Raw genomic sequence first — 17,228 nt, forward strand, 5'->3', positions numbered from 1 at the left:
ACACCCCGGATTTCATGCAGCATGATGGCATGATTGATTTAAAGGATCACGTCATGCTCAAGGAAGTAGGCGCCAGCGGCCAGATCTCGCTGGGTAAAAAATTTGCAGGTCGCCTGTTTGACGTGGTTGTGCACCCTGACGAAAGGTTTGAACTCATTCCTATGAAAGCCGTGCCTGCCAACCGGGCGCCGGAAATACGGCCTGTCGCCGTGGCTGATGGCTGGTTGCCGCCAGGTGGTTACGCAGAATGCAGCCAGTGGGCACTCGACAACCGCGTGGCGCTAGACGCCTATGCGCAGCGCATTGCAGAAGACGGAACGGCCGCCGAGCAGCTGCAGCAATATCTGGCAGACCATCCAGACGCGTTGCAAGGTTGACATGGCGCGTTTCGACGTCTACCGCAACCCGAACCCGCGTGCCAGCCATCAGCTCTACGTGGATGTTCAAAGTGATCTGGTCAGCACAGCCACCCGATGGTGCATCCCCTTGTTAGCCGCCAAACCCGGGTTCCCTGTCGTCAGCCGGGCACAGGGCGTGCTGAGTCTTCTGGGTGACAGCTATGTGATGGACACCCCCAACCTGCTGGCTGTACCTGCGGCATTGCTGCGCCAGTCCGTTTGCCGTCTGGGGCCACCAGAGCAGGCCATGGCCGAAGCGTCCATCGAATTCATGTTGCGGGGATATTGAAAAACCATGACCCCCCAAACCTTCATCGCCAAATGGGGCCCCGGCGGCCCGGCCTTTCACCTCAACAAAGAGCAGGGCGCGCAAAGCCACTTTCTCGACCTGTGCGAGCTGCTGGGGGTGCCCAAGCCCGGCAGCGAGGCCGACTACCTGTTTGAAGAAAAAAACGCCATGGTGGGCGGGCGCACCGGGTATGCCGATGTGTTCAAACGCGGCGCCTTCGCGTGGGAGAACAAGGCCCCCGGCAAAAACCTTGACGCCGCGTTGCGGCAACTGCAAAGCTACAGTCTGGCGCTGAGCAACCCGCCGATTCTGGTGGTGTGTGATCGCCTGCGCACCCACATCTACACCCAGTTCAGCGGCCACCCGACCGAGACCCACGTTGTCTTGCTGGCCGAGCTGGACCAGCCCGACAAGCTGGCGCTGCTGCGCCGCATCTGGCTGGAGCCTGAAAGCTTCCGCCCCAAAAAGACCAGCCGCGACATCACCGAAGCCGCTGCCCGCAGCTTTGCCACCCTGGCCGACAGCCTGCGCAAACGCGGCCCCGCCAAAGAGGCTGACGCAGCCGGTTTTCAGACCCATGCCGACGAGGTGGCGCACTTTCTGACCCAGTGCCTGTTCTGCTTTTTTGCTGAAGACGTGGGCCTGCTGCCCGGCCGCATGTTTGAAGGCCTGGTCAACAACCGCAAGCTCACCAGCGACAAGCTCACCACCGGCCTGGCCAACCTGTTTACCGTCATGCAGGGCGGCGGGCTGTACGGCAACGACGACATTCCGTGGTTCAACGGCGGGCTGTTCAAAACCATCAAGGTGCCGCAGCTCACCGTGCTGGAGATGACCGAGCTGCGCAACGCCGCCGCCCTGAACTGGAGCGCGATTGACGTGTCCATCTTTGGCACTTTGTTCGAACGTGGGCTGGACCCGAGCAAACGCAGCCAGCTCGGCGCCCACTACACCGACCCGGCCACCATCATGCGCATCGTCGAGCCCGTGCTGCAGCGCCCCTTGCTAAAAATTTGGGAGCAGACTGCGAAAGAAATACGCGGGCTGATGGCCAAAAACAAAAAGAAGAATGACGCCAGCTACAAAGCCGCGCGCACCAGATTCATCCAGTGGCTGGACCGGCTCAAAGATTACCGCGTGCTCGACCCGGCCTGCGGCAGCGGCAACTTTCTGTTCCTCGGCCTCAAGACCCTGAAAGACATTGAGCATAAAAGCCACATCGACGCCGCGCTGATGGGCCTGGACCGCGAAGCCGACCTGGTGACCGGCCCGCACAACATGCTCGGCATTGAGCTGAACGAATACGCCGCCGAACTCGCGCGCGTGACGGTGTGGATTGGTGAGCTGCAATGGCGCCTGCAACACGGCTACGAGTTCAAAACCAACCCGGTGCTGGAGCCGCTGGACCATATTGAGTGCCGGGATGCGCTGCTGACCTTTGCTCCTGGCTCCAGTACCAAACTCCCTCTCCCCCCGGGGGAGGAAGGGGGTGCGGGCTCCTCATTTGCGACCGAAGCTGCGTGGCCCAAAGCGAGTGTGGTGATCGGGAATCCGCCGTTTCTTGGCGGGAGCAAGAAGCGACGGGAGTTGGGAGATACGTACTTTGAGGCCTTGGCCACCGTATTTAAAGGCCGGGTGCCCGGTGGTGCCGATCTGGTTTGCTACTGGTTTGATAAGGCGCGCATCGCCATCCAAACCCAAGGGCTAGGTGCTGCTGGCCTGGTTTCAACGCAGTCCATTCGCGCAGGTTCCAATCGCTCAGTGCTGTCCGCGATCTCCGAAGCGACCAACATCTACGTCGCATGGGGTGATGAGTCCTGGGTCAATGAAGGTGCTGCCGTGCGTGTGTCATTGATCTGCTTCGGCCATGCTGATCAGGAGTCAATGCTTGATGGCAGGGTTGTGTCACGCATTGGGGCTGACCTGAGCGATGTTGCGGGGGCCGATATAACAAAAGCAGTTTCGCTGGTCGAAAATCAAAATGTGAGTTTTGAGGGAACGAAAAAATACGGCGATTTCGATGTTCCAGGCGAACTTGCAAGGCAGTGGCTGCAATTGCCGAATCCTCATCAAAATCCCAATTCGTGTGTAGTGAAACCCTGGCGCAACGGGCAAGGTCTTTCTACGAGGCCGACTGATACGTGGATTATTGATTTCGGTTCTGGAGTAACTGAGTCTGAGGCCGCATTGTTTGAAGCTCCTTTTGCTCACGCACTGCGCTTTGTAAGACCCCAACGGATAAAAGCTAAGCTGCCAGAGAACTGGTGGTTGCATGAACGTCCTCGTGGGGCAATGCGCGCTGCCTTGTTGCCGGTTCTTCGATACGTTGCTACGGTTCGCGTGTCAAAGCATCGTTACTTTTGCTTTTTGGACTCCACGATCCTGCCAGATACCCGTCTGAACGTTTTTGCGCGCTCGGACGATGTAAGTTTTGGCATTCTTAGCTCGCATATCCACGAGGTTTGGGCACTCGCGCAGGCGTCCATGCACGGGGTCGGGAACGATCCCACTTACAACGCGAAGTCCTGCTTCGAAACCTTCCCTTTCCCCGAAGGCCTTACCCCCGCCGACACCGCGCACCAGACAACCGAGGCGATGGAAGGCGGTGCGCTGATTCCAGCCGGACTTTCAGCATCAAATCGGCCTCCAGCCCTTATGGAATTTGCGCAAGCAGCTATGAATACAGGAGCAACCCGCGCCGCAGCTGAAGCCATCGCCATCGCCGCCAAGCGCCTGAACGATTTGCGCGAAGCCTGGCTCAACCCGCCGGAGTGGACGCAGCGGGTGCCCGAGGTGATTCCGCTGGGCATGACCGTGAGCCCCTACCCCGACCGCATTCTGCCAAAAGATGGTTTTGAAAAAGAGCTGGCCCAGCGCACGCTCACCAAGCTCTACAACCAGCGCCCGGCCTGGCTGGACGCCGCGCACAAGGCGCTGGACAGCGCCGTGGCAGCGGCCTACGGCTGGGCCGACTACGCCGCCGACATGCCGGACGAAGAAATCCTCAAGCGGCTGCTGGCGCTGAATCTGGCGCGGTCTGGCGCGCAGGACTGAAAAGCCGTACAACACGGGTGTTCAGCTAATATCGCAAGAACTCATGCGCCCCTCTCAAACACTGGAACTCAAGCGACACGCCGTGCTGGCGGCGACTGCCCGCTTTCGCACGGCCAATCCGCGCGTGTTCGGCTCGGTCGCGCATGGCAATGATGTGGAGGGCAGCGACATCGACTTTTTGGTGGATCCCTTGCCTGGCACGACCTTGTTTGATCTGGGTGGGCTTCAGGTCGAACTCGAAGACCTGCTGGGCGTGTCTGTCGACTTGCTCACGCCCGGTGACCTACCGGAGAAGTTCAGAGGGCAGGTACTTGCGGAGGCCCGTCCGGTATGAGCGCAAACCGTGTGCCGGACTACCTGGACCACATGCTTGAGTCGGCGCATCAAGCTTGCGCCTACGTCGAAGGGATGTTGAAGGAGGTCTTCCTTGAGGACAAGCGCACGCAGCAAGCTGTCATTCTGAATCTCATCCTGATCGGCGAGGAAGCCACCAAGTTGCTCAAAGACCACGAGGGATTTGCAGACCAGCATCCGCAGGTGCCTTGGCGCAGCATGAAGGGCATGCGCAACCGTATTGCACATGGCTATTTTGAAATCAACCTGGAGACTGTCTGGGAAACCACACAGACAGCCTTGCCCAGCTTGATCGCACAGTTGCCGGCGATCCGAAACAGCATACGCTGACCCTGTTTTCCCAAAACTCAGGGATCCACTGCGGCCGGTTTCGGTGCGCAGCCCGACCAGGCCGGTCACCGGAAATTAATGATCAAAAAGTGGCCCCAGCCCCTATAGGACGGGCGCCAACAGCTATCAAAACAGTAGCGCCCGACAGCTGCGGCAGCTCTCAGACGGTCTGGCTCTCAGGCGCCTGTTGCAGTTTGGCGATAAACGCCTCCAGCTCATCGATAGGCAGCGGCCTGCTGAACAGGTAGCCCTGAAAGCAGTGGCAGCCGTGGCGCGCCAGGAAGTTGCGCTGGGCCTCTGTTTCCACGCCCTCGGCCATCACACCCAGGCCAAGGCTCTGCGCCAGGCCGATGATGGTGCGGGCAATCGCTGCGTCGTTGGGGTCGGTCAGCACGTCCTTGACAAAGGCGCGGTCGATCTTGAGCTGGTCCAGCGGCAGGTACTTGAGGTAGGACAGCGCTGAGTAGCCGATGCCAAAGTCGTCGATGGACAGCGTCACGCCGGCGTCTTTCAAAATCCCCATCTTGGCAATCGTCACATCCATGTCGTTGGCCAGCAGGCTTTCAGTCAGCTCCAGCTTGAGCCGGTGGGCGCTGATGCCGGCGCTGGCGATGGCCGCCATCACCTGCTCGACAAATTCCGGATGCCGGAACTGGCGCACGCTGACATTGATGGCGATGCTGAATTTGCAGGTTTCCGGCCGCTGGGACCACAGGCCCAATTGGGCGCAGGCGGTGTCCAGCACCCACTTGCCCAGCGGCAGGATTAGCCCGCTTTCCTCAGCCTGGCCGATAAAGTCATTGGGCGCCACCAGGCCGCGTTGCGGATGGTTCCAGCGCAGCAGCGCCTCGACCCCAACCATGTTGCCCACTGAGCCAACCTGGGGCTGGTAGTACAAAACAAACTCGTTGTTGCGCAAGCCCTGGCGCAATTCCCTGGTCAGGGCGGCGTTGGCGGTGGCCACTGCCTGCATGCCGGGGTCAAAAAAGCAGATGGTGTTGCGGCCCGCTGCCTTGGCCTGGTACATCGCCAGGTCGGCCTGCTTGAGCAGCTCGCCCACGCTTTGCTGGTGCTGCGTCACCAGCGTGACGCCTATGCTGCAGGTGCCGTCGTACTCGTTGCCGGCCAGGTCGCAGGGCTCGCACAAAGTGGCCAGAATTTTCTGCGCCACGCCCCGGGCGCGCTCGCTGGCAGCCTCTCGGTCGTCGCCCAGATCGTCCAACAGCACCACGAATTCGTCCCCACCCAGCCGCGCCACGGTGTCACGCAGCCGCACGCAGGAGCTCAACCGCTGCGCGACCTGTTGCAGCAACAGGTCGCCGACGGCATGGCCGCGCGTGTCGTTGAGAACCTTGAAGTTGTCCAGATCAATGAACATCAGCGCGCCGGTTCGGTCAGGGTTGTCGGTGGGCAACAGGGCCTGGCGCAGGCTGTTCATCAGCAACTGGCGATTGGGCAACTGCGTGAGCGTGTCATAAAACGCCAGGTGCTCGATCTCTTCCTCGGCGGCCTTGCGTGTGGTGATGTCGCGGGCCACGGCGACCCAGTGCGTGAGGCCCCGGCTGAAATAGTCGACCGGCACGATATCCAGCTCCAGCCAGAACTGCTCGCCGTTTTTCTTGTAGTTGATCAACTCGGCGCGCACCGGCTCGGCCTGCTGCAGCGCCTTGCGGATGCGGTCAAGCTCAACGCGCTGCGTTCGCTCGCCCTGCAGCAGGCGCGGCGTCTGGCCCATCACCTCGTCGCGTCTGTAGCCGGTGTGCCGCTCAAATGCATCGTTGACAAACACAATGCGCGGTCCCGGGTCATCCACGGGGCCGGCCTCGGTGATCAGCACCAGGTCATTCAGCCGGGAAATGCTGGTTTGCAGAAGCAGCAATTGTTCCTGCGACTGGCGCCTTTCAGACACGTCGCGCAGGTACAGCGCCAGCCCGTCGTCAAACGGATAGACCCGCAGCTCCAGCCACTTGCCGGCGTTGGTGTAGAAAGCCTCGAACTCATGGTGGCTGGCATTGCCGAAGGCGGCGGTCAGGTTGTGCCGCAGTTGCGCGACGCCGTCGCTGTCCAGCGCTTCCCAGATCGGCAGGCCCAGCACCTCGGCGCCGGCTTTGCCGATCAGCTTTTCGCTTAGAGGATTCAGATAGGTCAGGCGGCCTTCACGGTCCACGGTGACAAAGGCGTCATGAATGCTGGCCAAGGTGGTGGCCAGCCGCATGGTCATGCTTAGTGCTTCCTGCTCAGCGCGTTTCTGGACCGTCAGGTCCCGGATCACGCCCGAAACCTGGACTACCGTGCCGTCGTGGTCCCGCACGACGTCGCCAAGTGCGCGTACCCACAGGCGCTGGCCGGCAGCGGTGACTATTTGTGCTTCTTCGTCAAAAGCTGTTCCGTTGTCCAGACAGGCTGACAGCACCGATCTCATGCGCATGCGCCAGTCAGGGGCAAAAATGTCAGAAAAATCCGCCCAGACTAGTGGCGGGGAGCCTTCCCTGCCGAGCAGCTTGGCCAGCGGTTCAGACCACACCAGCCCGCGTTGGGGCATCACCAGCACCCAGCTGCCGGCACATGCAGCGCGTTCAAGAAGCAACAGCAGCGCGGGTGACGGGCGAAGTCCGTCCTGGCCTGGTTTGAACAGCGTGTGCTGGCGCAGAGGAGGTAGGGGCGATGGCATGGCAGCACGGTAACACGGGCGCCTGCCCCTCGGCGCTGCCGGGATTGCTCGTCAGGGTGTCGGACGTTGGCTTCGTTCCTGGCCCAGCCAGACATGAAGCCGGTCAAGTGTGCGCACGCAATCGAGCACTGAGGCCTGTACCAGGCTGGCCGACAGGCTGGCCGAGTGGTAGGGGATGTCCGGCAGCTCACCGAGATGCTCGCCCACGGCATGAAGCAAGCGGGAGCGTACCGCATCAAACATCAAATCCCAGTCCGCGACAGTAACGCTCTGGTCATCATCGGGCGATGAAGCAACCGTCCAAGCGCAGGCCTGTCGCAGGCGCGCTGAGCTTGAAGCCATTGAGGGGGGTCGACCCGCTGGCCCCGCAGCGGGGGATGTGGGAGAGGAGCTCATGGAGCCTCTTTCATGGGTGCAGGCGTGGCTTGCAGAATTTGCCGCAGGTGCGTTTGACCAAGCGCCTTTGCTGTTTGTAAGGCCTGTGCGGACGTCCGTCCGTGCGTTATCGCACATTGCCCGGCACTGCTGGCGTGCTCTTTAGGCGAAAGCGGAAATTCGGGTCAGCCGTGTCGGGCTTGCAACACTGGCGATGGCGTTCAGCCCAGCAACTCGTCGTAGGTTCGCCGGTCGGCCGCATAACAAGTGCAGGCCATTGCTTCCAGTCCGGTGCGGTTCAAAACCGTCAGTTCGCCGCGGCGGTATTCGATGAGACCGTCCTTTTGCATCTGGCTGGCAGCAGCGGTGACGCCGACACGCCGCATGCCCAGCATGTAGGCCAGAAACTCGTGCGTGACACGAAAGCTGTCCGAATGCGCCCGGTCCTGGCTCATCAGCAGCCAGCGTGCCAGGCGCTGATCGATCAGGTGAAAGCGCAGGCAGCCAGCTGAAGCGGCTTGCTGGGCCATCAGCACATATAGGTAATGCTTGAGGTCACGCTGCAGCGCCGGACTGGCTGCGAGTGCGTGTGTAAAGAGGGCTGACTCCATGCGCCAGGCCGTTCCCTGGCCTTGTACGAGCGCGCGCCAAGGCGCCTGTTTGACGCCAAGTACAAGCTGCACGCCCAGCATGCCTTCGCGCCCCACCATTCCAACCTCGACGCCAGGCCTGTCTTCCACCAGGGTGACCAATGAAACATAGCCATCCGATGGAAAATACACATGGCGGATAGGCTGGCCGGGCTCGTAGAGGATGTCCGACAGCACGAGCTGCACGGGCTCACAGAGGGACAAAAAGCGCTTGCGATAACGCAAGGGAAGGCGCTCTATGAGGTGGTTTTCGACATGGGCCATTGAGGCTCTCCGGTGATGGGCGCACCCCTCGGGCGGGGAAGAGTTCGAGCCTGCCTGCTGTCGAATCAGGTCTGGTGCCGTGATGCTTTAGGCATGCAACACGGCACGAGTCGGTGCCCAGTATGCCCTTGGGGCTGCGGGTCCTTGTAGGTCAAGGCGCCCTACCCGCGACAGGACGCGTCTAACTGGCTTGCGTGCTCGGCAGCAGGCGGTCGTATTCGCGCTTGACCACCGCATAACATTCGCAGGTCCGCTCTTCCAGACCCAGCCGATCAATGACCGTGATGCGGCCGCGCGAATAACGGATCAGTCCCTGGTTTTGCAGTTTGATCGCGCTTTCGGTCACGCCTTCGCGGCGCACGCCCAGCATGTTGGCAATCAGCTCCTGGGTCATCACCAGTTCGTTGCCCTGCAGCCGGTCCAGGCTGATCAACAGCCAGCGGCACAACTGCTGGTCCAGCGAGTGGTGGCGATTGCAGGCAGCGGTTTGTGACATTTGCGTGATCAGGGCCTGGGTGTAAAGCAGCAGCAGGTGCAGCACCGGTGCGCGCTTGAATTCTTCCTTGATGGCTGCGGCAGGCATGCGAAAGCCGCAGCCTGCGCTTTGCACCACGCCGCGGCTGGGCGTGGATTCGCCGCCCATGAACAGCGAGATGCCGACCACGCCCTCGTGGCCAACCACCGCAATTTCGGCCGAAGCGCCGTTTTCCATCACGTAGAGCAGCGAAACAATGGCGGTGGTCGGGAAGTAGACATGGCTGAGGGTGCTGCCAGACTCGTACACCACCATGCCCAGCGGCAGATCGACCGGCTCCAGCAGCGGTAGCCAGCGCTGCCACTCTGCGTCTGGCAATGCCGCCAGCAACTGGTTTTTTTTCGGGTCGGGGGAAACGGACATCGACAGGGGGCTCCGAAGCGGGACTGATTTTTAGCGGCGCATCTGGAAGAGGCTGTGGCGCACCGGCCAGCTGTTAGTCTAGGACGCTTGGAGCATTTTGTATGTGCGATATCGAACAAACCGATCAGCGGTATGTTGTTTTGGGGCAGGGTGAAAACCGCTTGCCCTGCTGCCGCTGCCGCCGGGCGCGAACATCGCACCTGTCTGTGTGTCAGCCGATGGCGCTAACGCTGCTTTGCGTGGGGTAGCGAACAGACGCTGTGTTGTTCCATAGGCAAGGTCCGGCAAGTCCAATGGGTCGTTGATCACATTGCCCGTCCGTAAACAAAGTGACCCAGGCGCCACCATTTGAGCGGGTGGCTGCGTATGGCGCTTCACCGCCCTATCGAACCGAGAGCAAGGCCGCAAGAGGCGGTGTCCTACAGCGTGTAACGATGTTCCCCCCGCGCACTTTAGCGGTCGGCTTTTATATTTCCTACAACCTAAGACTTACCCGATTAACCCGATGACTCACACTTGCAGGGGAATGACTTCATGAATATTGCTCTCGACCAGCTTCAGAAATTTTCTGATATCGGCACGCTGAAACCGGCTATTCACTCGCTTTGCTCGCGTTATGGCTCGGTGGCCCGGCTCGACATCCTGGCAGCCAGCCAGGCCGGCAAACGCCAGGCGCTGTGTTTTGTGCGCATGGACTCCGCAGAACAGGAGCGGCAGCTGATGACTGAGCTGGGCGTGGGCCGGTTTGCCGGCGACCTGGTCATGATTGTGGATATGGACACGCCGGGCTTTGTGCGGGCCGAAACTGCCGGGATGCAGCGAGCATGAGTGCGCTGCTCCCGCTGCGTGCAGGCGCCGTCGTGCACGACATTCTGCTGGTCTCGGGTACGCGCCCGGAAATCATCAAACTCGCGCCGGTGTACCACGCGCTGCGTGACGCGCCATGGGCCCGCGTATCTTGGTTGCACACCGGCCAGCACGGCGACATGGCGGACCAGATCCTCGCATGTTTTGACGTGGTGCCCGATATCTCGCTCACGCGCGGGGGCGACAGCCTGCTGGACTTCAGTACCGGTTGCCGGCAACAGCTTGATGCCGTGATGCAGCAGCGTGCTTGGTCACTGGTGATGGTCCAGGGCGACACCGAAAGCGCCTTTCAGGGCGCGCTGGCAGCGTTTTACCACCGGGTACCGGTGGCTCACGTCGAGGCCGGCTTGCGTACTTACAACCTCGCCCGGCCCTTCCCGGAGGAAGGCCTGCGCCAAATGATCAGTCGGCTGGCGCGCTTTCACTTTGCGCCCACCCAGCGCTCCCGCGTGGCCCTACAAACGGAGGGCATTGCTGATGACTTCATCACCCTGACCGGCAACACCGTGATTGATGCCCAACAGTGGACCTGTGCCCACCGTGGCGTACAGCGCAGCGTGCAGGGGCGAGGCCACCTGCTCGTGACGGTGCACCGCCGCGAAAACTGGGGCCATGATGTGCAGGAAATCTGCCATGCCATTGCCGACATTGCGCGCCTGCAACCGGAGTTGCAGGTGCTTTTCCCCGTCCACCTCAACCCAGTCATTCAGGGGCCAGTCAATGACATCCTGGGCGGCATCAGCAACGTGACGCTGACATCGCCGCTGGACTACACCGGCATGCAGCAGGCGCTGGCCGATGCGTGGATGGTATTGACGGACTCTGGTGGCCTGCAGGAAGAGGCCCCGACCTTCGGCGTGCCAGTGCTGGTGTTGCGCGACGAAACCGAGCGCCCCGAGGCCATTGAAGCGGGCTGCGCCCTGCTCATAGGCGCCACCCGCAGCGCCATCGTCAGCGAAGTCACCCGGCTCACGCAAGACAGCGCTGCATGGACACGGATGGCGCGGGCCGGCAACCCTTTCGGCGACGGCACAGCTTCCGCGCAGATCGTGGCCGCACTCCACCACAGTCTGGTCGGCGAGCCTGTGGCGCAGCCGGAACTGGCCTGATCGATCCTCTTACCGGAGCCCTGCCCATGTTGCATTCTTCTTGCGGCCTTCCGGCCGCTGTCTCCGTTCCCGTCATCCGGCGGTCTGGCCGGGCACGCGTGGCGTACGCCATTGCGGCCGCCGCCTTCATCGGCGCTGGCCCGGCCCTGGCGCAAGCCCAGTTGACCGGTGCGCTGATTCCCTCGTTCAAGGACTACCCAGTCGCGGCCGTCATGACCTCGCTGCTGTTCCTGATCGTGGTGAGCATGATGGTTTACGGCGTGCGCCATTTCATGTTCACAATCAACCGGCTGACCGGCGTGCAGCGCCATCCGTATATCGACATCGCCGTGGCGCGTTGGCCCATGGTCACCGTATTCATTGCGGCGCACAACGAGGAAAAGGTCATCGCCGGGTGCATCGAGGCGCTTCTCAATACCGACTATCCAGCAGATCGGCTCAAAATCATCCCCGTCAATGATCGGTCAAAAGACGGCACCGGCGAGATCATCGACGGTTATGTGGCGCGTTTCCCTTCGCGCATGTCACCGTTTCACCGCACCACCGGCAAGGCCGGGAAATCGGCTGCGCTGAAAGACGCCCTGCAATTCGCCGAAGGCGACATTGCGATTATTTTTGACGCGGACTACGTGCCCGGTCGCGGCTTGCTCAAGCAGCTGGTAGCGCCGTTTTTTGATCCTGAAATTGGCGCAGTGATGGGACGTGTGGTACCCGTCAATAGCGGTGCCAACCTGCTGACCCGCATGCTGGACCTGGAGCGCTCGGGCGGCTACCAGGTGGACCAGCAGGCGCGCATGAACATGAACCTGCTGCCGCAGTACGGCGGAACGGTCGGCGGGGTGCGCCTGTCGGCGGTAGAGGCGGTGGGCGGCTGGCACGACGATACGCTGGCCGAAGACACCGACATCACCTTCCGGCTCATGCTCAACGGCTGGAAGACGGTGTATACCAACCGATCGGAATGTTATGAGGAAGTGCCCGAGGACTGGGGCGTGCGCATCAAGCAGGTGACGCGCTGGGCCAAGGGCCACAACCAGGTGATGACGCGTTACTGGTGGAAATTTGCCACCAGCGCTTACCTCACGCCGGCGCAGCGCATTGACGGTTTGTTGCTGCTGTTCGTCTTCGTGATTCCGCTGGTCATGCTGGCTGGATGGTGCCTGGCGCTGGGCTTGTACTTCCTCAACGCGGGCTCTCTGCTGTCGTCGCTGATCCCCATTTTTGCGCTGATGATTTACGGAACGCTGGGTAATTTCGCCGCATTTTTTGAAATTGTGATCGCGGTGCTGATTGACGGCAATCGCCGGCGTCTCCGGTTGTTGCCTTTCAATATGCTGGGCTTTCTCGTCAGCCTGTTTGCCATTTCCGGTGCTGTCTGGAGCCTGCTGCTGGACCGAATTTTCGAACGTGAGATGGTCTGGGACAAGACCATTCGTTATCGCCCCAAGGCTGCCGAATAATGACTCAAGACTACATCACCTACGCTGCTTTTGTATCGATCTGTCTGCTGCTGCTGACGCTGCCGTTTGTGCCGGCGTTTAGGGAATGGCGGCAGCCCACTGACTTTGCGGCCTTGCCGATTTCGGCCAACTACACGACCGATATCGACCACTTTGCCCGGCGCCTGCACGCGGATGTTTCGGCCAGGCTGGGGCAGGGCGAGCCCACCGGGTATGAAGACTTCGAATTTGTCGGTGATCCAGACTGGTCGGCTGGGACCGAGCTGGATTGGGGCAAAGCGGACAAGCGGTTGATTGCACGCAGCAGCATTGCCAGCCCCTTGCCTATTCGCAGCGCGCAACCGGTTTACGTGCAGGGAAACCTGAGCGCCGGTGCTGAATCAGTCTTTCCAGCGCTGTATGCCACGGGCGATATTGACCTGGGGGAACAAAGCACCGTCAACGACTGGGCGCACGCCGACGGCATCATGCGCATGGGGCCGCGCAGTGTAGCGCTCAGGCGGGTGTCCGCAGGCAGCGCCATCGAGCTCGGCAACGAGACATGGTTTGAACGTCTGCATGCGCCTGCCCTGCGTTTTGGCTCACATGCCAGCGACGGTTTGCCACCCCTCAGCGCGGAGCAGACGCCGGGCAGTTATGCCGATCTGCCGGGCGCCGTCCAGCAAACGCCGCTGCTTTTTCTGATCCGCGGAGACTGCGCGCTGCCGCCAGCCCGCATTTACAGTGGATCGCTGGTCGTGACGGGTTTTCTGACCGTCGGGGCGGGGACCACCGTCATCGGCGACGTCAAGGCGCGCGAAGGGGTGAGCATCGGCCATCGCGCCAGCGTGCAGGGCGCCGTGACGTGCGAAAAGCGCGTGTACGTTTACAAAGATGCCCGGGCCTGGGGGCCCGTGGTGTCGGAAAGCGACATCCTGATCGGGGCCAGCGCGCTGGTGGGCTTGCCTGATGTGCCGACCACCGTCACGGCCAGCAACATCATCGTGGAAGACGGTGTGGTTGTGCACGGGACCGTGTGGGCGCGCGAAATCGGCATGGTGAAGCAGGCATGAGGCTCAAACAACTGTTGACAGTCTGTTCGATGGGCGCGATGTTGCTGATCCAGGCGGGATGCGCCAGTGCCGCGCCACGGCTAGAGCTGAGCGGCTACACCGACGACAGCGGTGCCATCACCGTGCTGCATGGCGGTGACTCTGCGGACCCCTATTTTGCAATGCAGGCCCTGTTGCTGGCGCACGAAAATGGCATGGACATCTCGGTGCCGGCTGAAAAGTTTGCCAACTGGCTGGTACCGCGGCAAAAGCCGGATGGCACCTTTGACCGGTTTTGCCGGGGCGCCGACAAAAAATGGGTGTCCTGCAAGACGGCGGACGCCGATGACTCCTTGCTCGCGATCTGGATGAAGCTGCTTGAAACCATGCCGGCCAAGCTGACTGGCAACCCGGTCTGGCGCAAGAGCCACGATGCCAGCAAGGTCGCGCTGGAGCATTTGTACCAGCCGTCGCGCGGCATCTACATGGTCTCGCCAGTGGTATTACATGGCCTGTTCATGGACAACCTGGAAGTCTGGTCGCTCAAGGTGCACCTGAAGCAGCCGCAGCAAAGAGCCGCGTCCGACAAGCTGGCGCGTGCCATTCATGACACCTTCTGGGACCCTGTCAACAAGCGGTTTTTGGTGTCCACCCAGCTGGAGCAGCGTTCGCAGAAGCCGGCGTTTTACCCCGACCATGTGGCGCAGATCTTCCCGCTGCTCTTCGATTTTCCGCTGGTGCCGGGCAACGCGCGCCAGTATTACCGCGACTGGATGAAAGTCCACCGTGCAGAGTGGCTGATCCAGGGCGAAGCCGATTACCCCTGGGGCTTGCTTGCCGTGCTCGCCCTGCGCCAGAACGACAAGGCCACGGCCGCTTGCTGGCTGCGCCAGTCAACGCCGCTGCGCCACTCGTCCCGCTGGGCAGTGAGCGATGAAGCGTCCTACCAGATCCTGTTGAGCCGGGGAGTGACGGCTGCGGCCAGCGAAGCGAATTGCAAATGAGAGGCCGCAGCGCTTTCCCTCCCGCGCCTGTGCGCACGACGTCAGTTTTTTTGGAGTGAGCTTTCATGTTTAGACCCGTTTATCTTGCCCTGCCCGTGGTGTTGACCGCAGCAATGCCGGCCCTGGCCCAGACCGGCACCCCGGTTGGCACCCCCTCCGCCACCTACAACGCAGCGGCTCCCGCTGCGCCCGGGGGCCAGGACGCGCTGCGGAGCCTGGAGCTCAGCACGGGCGTACAAAAACTCACCGGTGGCTTCGGCAAATGGGACGACGTAACACTGCGCGGCGCTTATGGCGCCGGGGCACATGTGTTCCAGGGCGAGTTGTCACACCAGCATCGCTTCGGCCAGTCGGGCACCTTCGTCGGAGTCAGCGACACCTACACCTTCAATCCCGACTGGCATGCATCGGTAGCCCTGGGCGCAGGTGACGGCGCTTTTTACCTGCCGAAATTTCGCGTCGATGCGACCTTGTACCGCAAGTTTTTACCCGCGCGAAACCTGGTAGGCTCGGTGGGGGTGGGTTACTACGACGCACCGACGGGCTATACCGACCGCAGCGTGTCGTTGGGCGCGGCCTACTACTTTGAAGCGCCGTGGGTCGTCGAGGGTGGCGTGCGTTTCAATACCAGCAATCCGGGCTCGGTGAAGAGCCAGCAGCAGTTTGTGGCAGTGACCTGGGGTCGCAACAAGCAGGACTTGGTGACAGGCCGCTACGGCTGGGGCAGCGAGGCTTATCTGGCGGTCGCTGCCGGTGCCCAACTGGTCGATTTCAACAGCCGTGAGGCCAGCCTGACCTGGCGCCACTGGCTGACGCCGAGCACCGGGGTGCTTGTCGGCGCCAACCGCTACACCAACCCGTTCTACCGCCGCAGCGGTGTGAATGTGGGCATCTTTCACGACTTTTGACCACGCATCATGAGTACCAGAACCCAATCCCTGACTGAAGCTGCGCGTGAGCAGGATCGGCTTTTCAACGCCTCTTTTTCTGCTGCGCGGCAAGCCCGAGCCCGGCGTGTGCTGGTGCGCCCGCACCGGGCCATCACGCCGCTCAAAGTGACACCTTGGCTGCTGGCACAGGCGGTCATCCTGCCGCTGATCCTGTGCGCGCTGGTGTACTACGGAAAACCGTTGTTGTTTGATCTCTGGCGCGATTGCATCCTGTTCTGGTCCGCAGGTCTGGACCTGCCGTTCACGCTGACCAATCAGCTCGACGATACGGGGCAATACGCGATGTTGCTGTCGAGCGGGCCGGACGACAGGCCGCTGCCGAGCCGAACCATCCTGCTCGTGACTGCGGTGGTGACGCTGCTGGCGCTGGCCTTGTCAGTGCGCATGAAAAACGCGCAGTTGCCGCTGAAGTACCCTTTGCGTATCGTTGGCGTCATTCAGCTCGTCACGGTCATCTATTTCTGGCTATCCCCGGATGCTTTTCCCTACAGCATCGCACGCCACAGCGAAGAGCTCATGACCATCGGTTACGTGGTCATGCTGGCCACCCCGGTGATGCTGGCGATGGGGTATTACATCCTGAAGCAGGGCCTAGTCATCAAGCTGTTTCACACGGCGCTGATCCTGGGCTTCTTCGCCGTCATGATTCCCCACCAGGTGCTGGCGCAAGCGTTCATCATGCAGCACCTGTCGGTGCTGTTCATGCCGGTGCTGTACATCTGCATGGGGGCCGTCTTTGACGCGCTGGTGTTTGTCGCCCTGTACTCCTGGGCGGTCAGCAGCGCGCCGCAAGAAGCGACCGTCTGAGCCCGGCGTCGCAGGGCGTCACATCACGGGGGCGACCACCCCGCGTTTCTGGGGGTTCCCATTTGATGTCCACCTTAAACGAACGGAATGCAACCTCCTTGCGCGCGATTGGGCACGGTCATGCAGACGCCAGAAAATGGGTGTACCGATGGCGCGTGAGCTGCATTCAATCGTGAGCAGGTCGCGCAGACCCCTGTGCAGGCGACCGATCAGGAAAAGCCGGGGCGGTGTCCTACAAGTAGGGACGGCTTTCACTCAGTTACATCCAAGTTAGTACTTTTTACTCTTCACTGGAACCAAAAATAACATTTGTTACACAAACCCACCTGGTTGCAACCTCTATGAACACTGCAATTGAACAGCTGAAAAACCTTTCGGATATCGGTGCGATACGCCAAGCACTGCATTCGCTTTGTTCGCGTTTGGTTCCGTTGCCAGGCTGGACATTCTGGCGGCCAGGCAGGAGGGCAAGCGGCAGGCCCTGTGTTTTTTGCGCATGGATTCAGTCGAGCAGGAGCAGCAAGTCATGCGAGAGCTCGGCGTGGGTCGTTTCGGTGGCGCCCTGGTTGTGATTGTTGATTTGCTGGGCTCTGGTCCGACGGTGGATCTCGGCCCAGGCGCGCGGATGGCCTGATCCGGCCGTGAACGCGGCACATACCCCGACTCGTCTATTTTTCGGCGTCTTTCGCTTTTCCCCGTTTTGCATGCACCCCTGTG

At 61.3% G+C, this 17,228-nt stretch carries 17 protein-coding genes; 13 read left to right on the forward strand and 4 right to left on the reverse strand.

Features of this window, described 5'->3' with window-relative positions; all coding sequences use genetic code 11:
* Nucleotides 1–53 precede the first annotated feature (53 nt).
* From H0W47_RS01535 to H0W47_RS01555, 5 genes are read left to right on the forward strand one after another with little or no spacing between them, the layout of a single operon-like run.
* Nucleotides 54–377: a hypothetical protein gene (locus tag H0W47_RS01535; protein ID WP_296919716.1), complete on the forward strand. Its 324-nt coding sequence runs from the start codon at nt 54–56 to the stop codon at nt 375–377.
* Nucleotide 378: 1 nt separating this feature from the next.
* Nucleotides 379–687 carry a CcdB family protein gene (locus tag H0W47_RS01540; protein ID WP_296919718.1) on the forward strand — a complete coding sequence of 103 codons (309 nt, stop codon included), beginning with the start codon at nt 379–381 and terminating at the stop codon, nt 685–687.
* A 6-nt stretch (nt 688–693) separates the two neighbouring features.
* Nucleotides 694–3,741, forward strand: a complete 3,048-nt coding sequence (locus tag H0W47_RS01545) for a DNA methyltransferase (RefSeq protein ID WP_296919720.1) — start codon at nt 694–696, stop codon at nt 3,739–3,741.
* A 43-nt stretch (nt 3,742–3,784) separates the two neighbouring features.
* A complete protein-coding gene (locus H0W47_RS01550; RefSeq protein WP_296919721.1) occupies nt 3,785–4,075 on the forward strand; it encodes a nucleotidyltransferase family protein in 291 nt (96 codons plus the stop codon).
* Nucleotides 4,072–4,425: a DUF86 domain-containing protein gene (locus H0W47_RS01555; RefSeq protein ID WP_296919723.1), complete on the forward strand. Its 354-nt coding sequence runs from the start codon at nt 4,072–4,074 to the stop codon at nt 4,423–4,425. Before H0W47_RS01550 ends, H0W47_RS01555 begins: the two co-directional genes overlap by 4 nt.
* 160 nt (nt 4,426–4,585) lie before the next feature.
* On the opposite strand, the gene H0W47_RS01560 is transcribed toward H0W47_RS01555, so the two are convergent.
* From H0W47_RS01560 to H0W47_RS01575, 4 genes are all read right to left on the reverse strand, one after another.
* A complete protein-coding gene (locus H0W47_RS01560; RefSeq protein ID WP_296919725.1) occupies nt 4,586–7,096 on the reverse strand; it encodes an EAL domain-containing protein in 2,511 nt (836 codons plus the stop codon).
* Between the two features lie 51 nt (nt 7,097–7,147).
* Nucleotides 7,148–7,438, reverse strand: coding sequence for a hypothetical protein (locus H0W47_RS01565; protein WP_296919727.1), 291 nt, complete (start codon nt 7,436–7,438; stop codon nt 7,148–7,150).
* A gap of 254 nt (nt 7,439–7,692) precedes the next feature.
* Complete coding sequence (locus H0W47_RS01570; protein WP_296919729.1) at nt 7,693–8,385, reverse strand: Crp/Fnr family transcriptional regulator; 693 nt, start codon at nt 8,383–8,385, stop codon at nt 7,693–7,695.
* A 181-nt stretch (nt 8,386–8,566) separates the two neighbouring features.
* Nucleotides 8,567–9,283, reverse strand: a complete 717-nt coding sequence (locus H0W47_RS01575; RefSeq protein WP_296919731.1) for a Crp/Fnr family transcriptional regulator — start codon at nt 9,281–9,283, stop codon at nt 8,567–8,569.
* Between the two features lie 534 nt (nt 9,284–9,817).
* Here H0W47_RS01575 and H0W47_RS01580 point away from each other — a divergent pair.
* The 8 genes from H0W47_RS01580 to H0W47_RS01615 all read left to right on the forward strand — a co-directional run bounded on the left by H0W47_RS01580 (nt 9,818) and on the right by H0W47_RS01615 (nt 17,145).
* The gene (locus H0W47_RS01580) at nt 9,818–10,111 is read left to right on the forward strand and encodes a hypothetical protein (protein WP_296919733.1); all 294 of its coding nucleotides are present in this window, start codon (nt 9,818–9,820) and stop codon (nt 10,109–10,111) included.
* Nucleotides 10,108–11,259: a non-hydrolyzing UDP-N-acetylglucosamine 2-epimerase gene (wecB, locus tag H0W47_RS01585; protein WP_296919735.1), complete on the forward strand. Its 1,152-nt coding sequence runs from the start codon at nt 10,108–10,110 to the stop codon at nt 11,257–11,259. The genes H0W47_RS01580 and wecB overlap by 4 nt, the downstream gene beginning before the upstream one ends.
* Nucleotides 11,260–11,285: 26 nt before the next feature.
* Nucleotides 11,286–12,719, forward strand: coding sequence for a glycosyltransferase family 2 protein (locus tag H0W47_RS01590; RefSeq protein WP_296919737.1), 1,434 nt, complete (start codon nt 11,286–11,288; stop codon nt 12,717–12,719).
* Nucleotides 12,719–13,771 carry a polymer-forming cytoskeletal protein gene (locus H0W47_RS01595; protein WP_296919739.1) on the forward strand — a complete coding sequence of 351 codons (1,053 nt, stop codon included), beginning with the start codon at nt 12,719–12,721 and terminating at the stop codon, nt 13,769–13,771. Before H0W47_RS01590 ends, H0W47_RS01595 begins: the two co-directional genes overlap by 1 nt.
* The gene (locus H0W47_RS01600; protein WP_296919741.1) at nt 13,768–14,754 is read left to right on the forward strand and encodes a hypothetical protein; all 987 of its coding nucleotides are present in this window, start codon (nt 13,768–13,770) and stop codon (nt 14,752–14,754) included. Before H0W47_RS01595 ends, H0W47_RS01600 begins: the two co-directional genes overlap by 4 nt.
* Nucleotides 14,755–14,819: 65 nt before the next feature.
* The gene (locus H0W47_RS01605; protein ID WP_296919742.1) at nt 14,820–15,662 is read left to right on the forward strand and encodes a YaiO family outer membrane beta-barrel protein; all 843 of its coding nucleotides are present in this window, start codon (nt 14,820–14,822) and stop codon (nt 15,660–15,662) included.
* Nucleotides 15,663–15,671: 9 nt separating this feature from the next.
* Complete coding sequence (locus H0W47_RS01610; protein ID WP_296919744.1) at nt 15,672–16,511, forward strand: hypothetical protein; 840 nt, start codon at nt 15,672–15,674, stop codon at nt 16,509–16,511.
* Between the two features lie 412 nt (nt 16,512–16,923).
* Complete coding sequence (locus H0W47_RS01615) at nt 16,924–17,145, forward strand: hypothetical protein (protein ID WP_296919746.1); 222 nt, start codon at nt 16,924–16,926, stop codon at nt 17,143–17,145.
* The last annotated feature ends 83 nt before the right edge of the window (nt 17,146–17,228 follow it).

Origin of the sequence: Polaromonas sp., from assembly GCF_013817205.1 — a bacterium.
Taxonomy (GTDB): Bacteria; Pseudomonadota; Gammaproteobacteria; order Burkholderiales; family Burkholderiaceae_C; genus Polaromonas.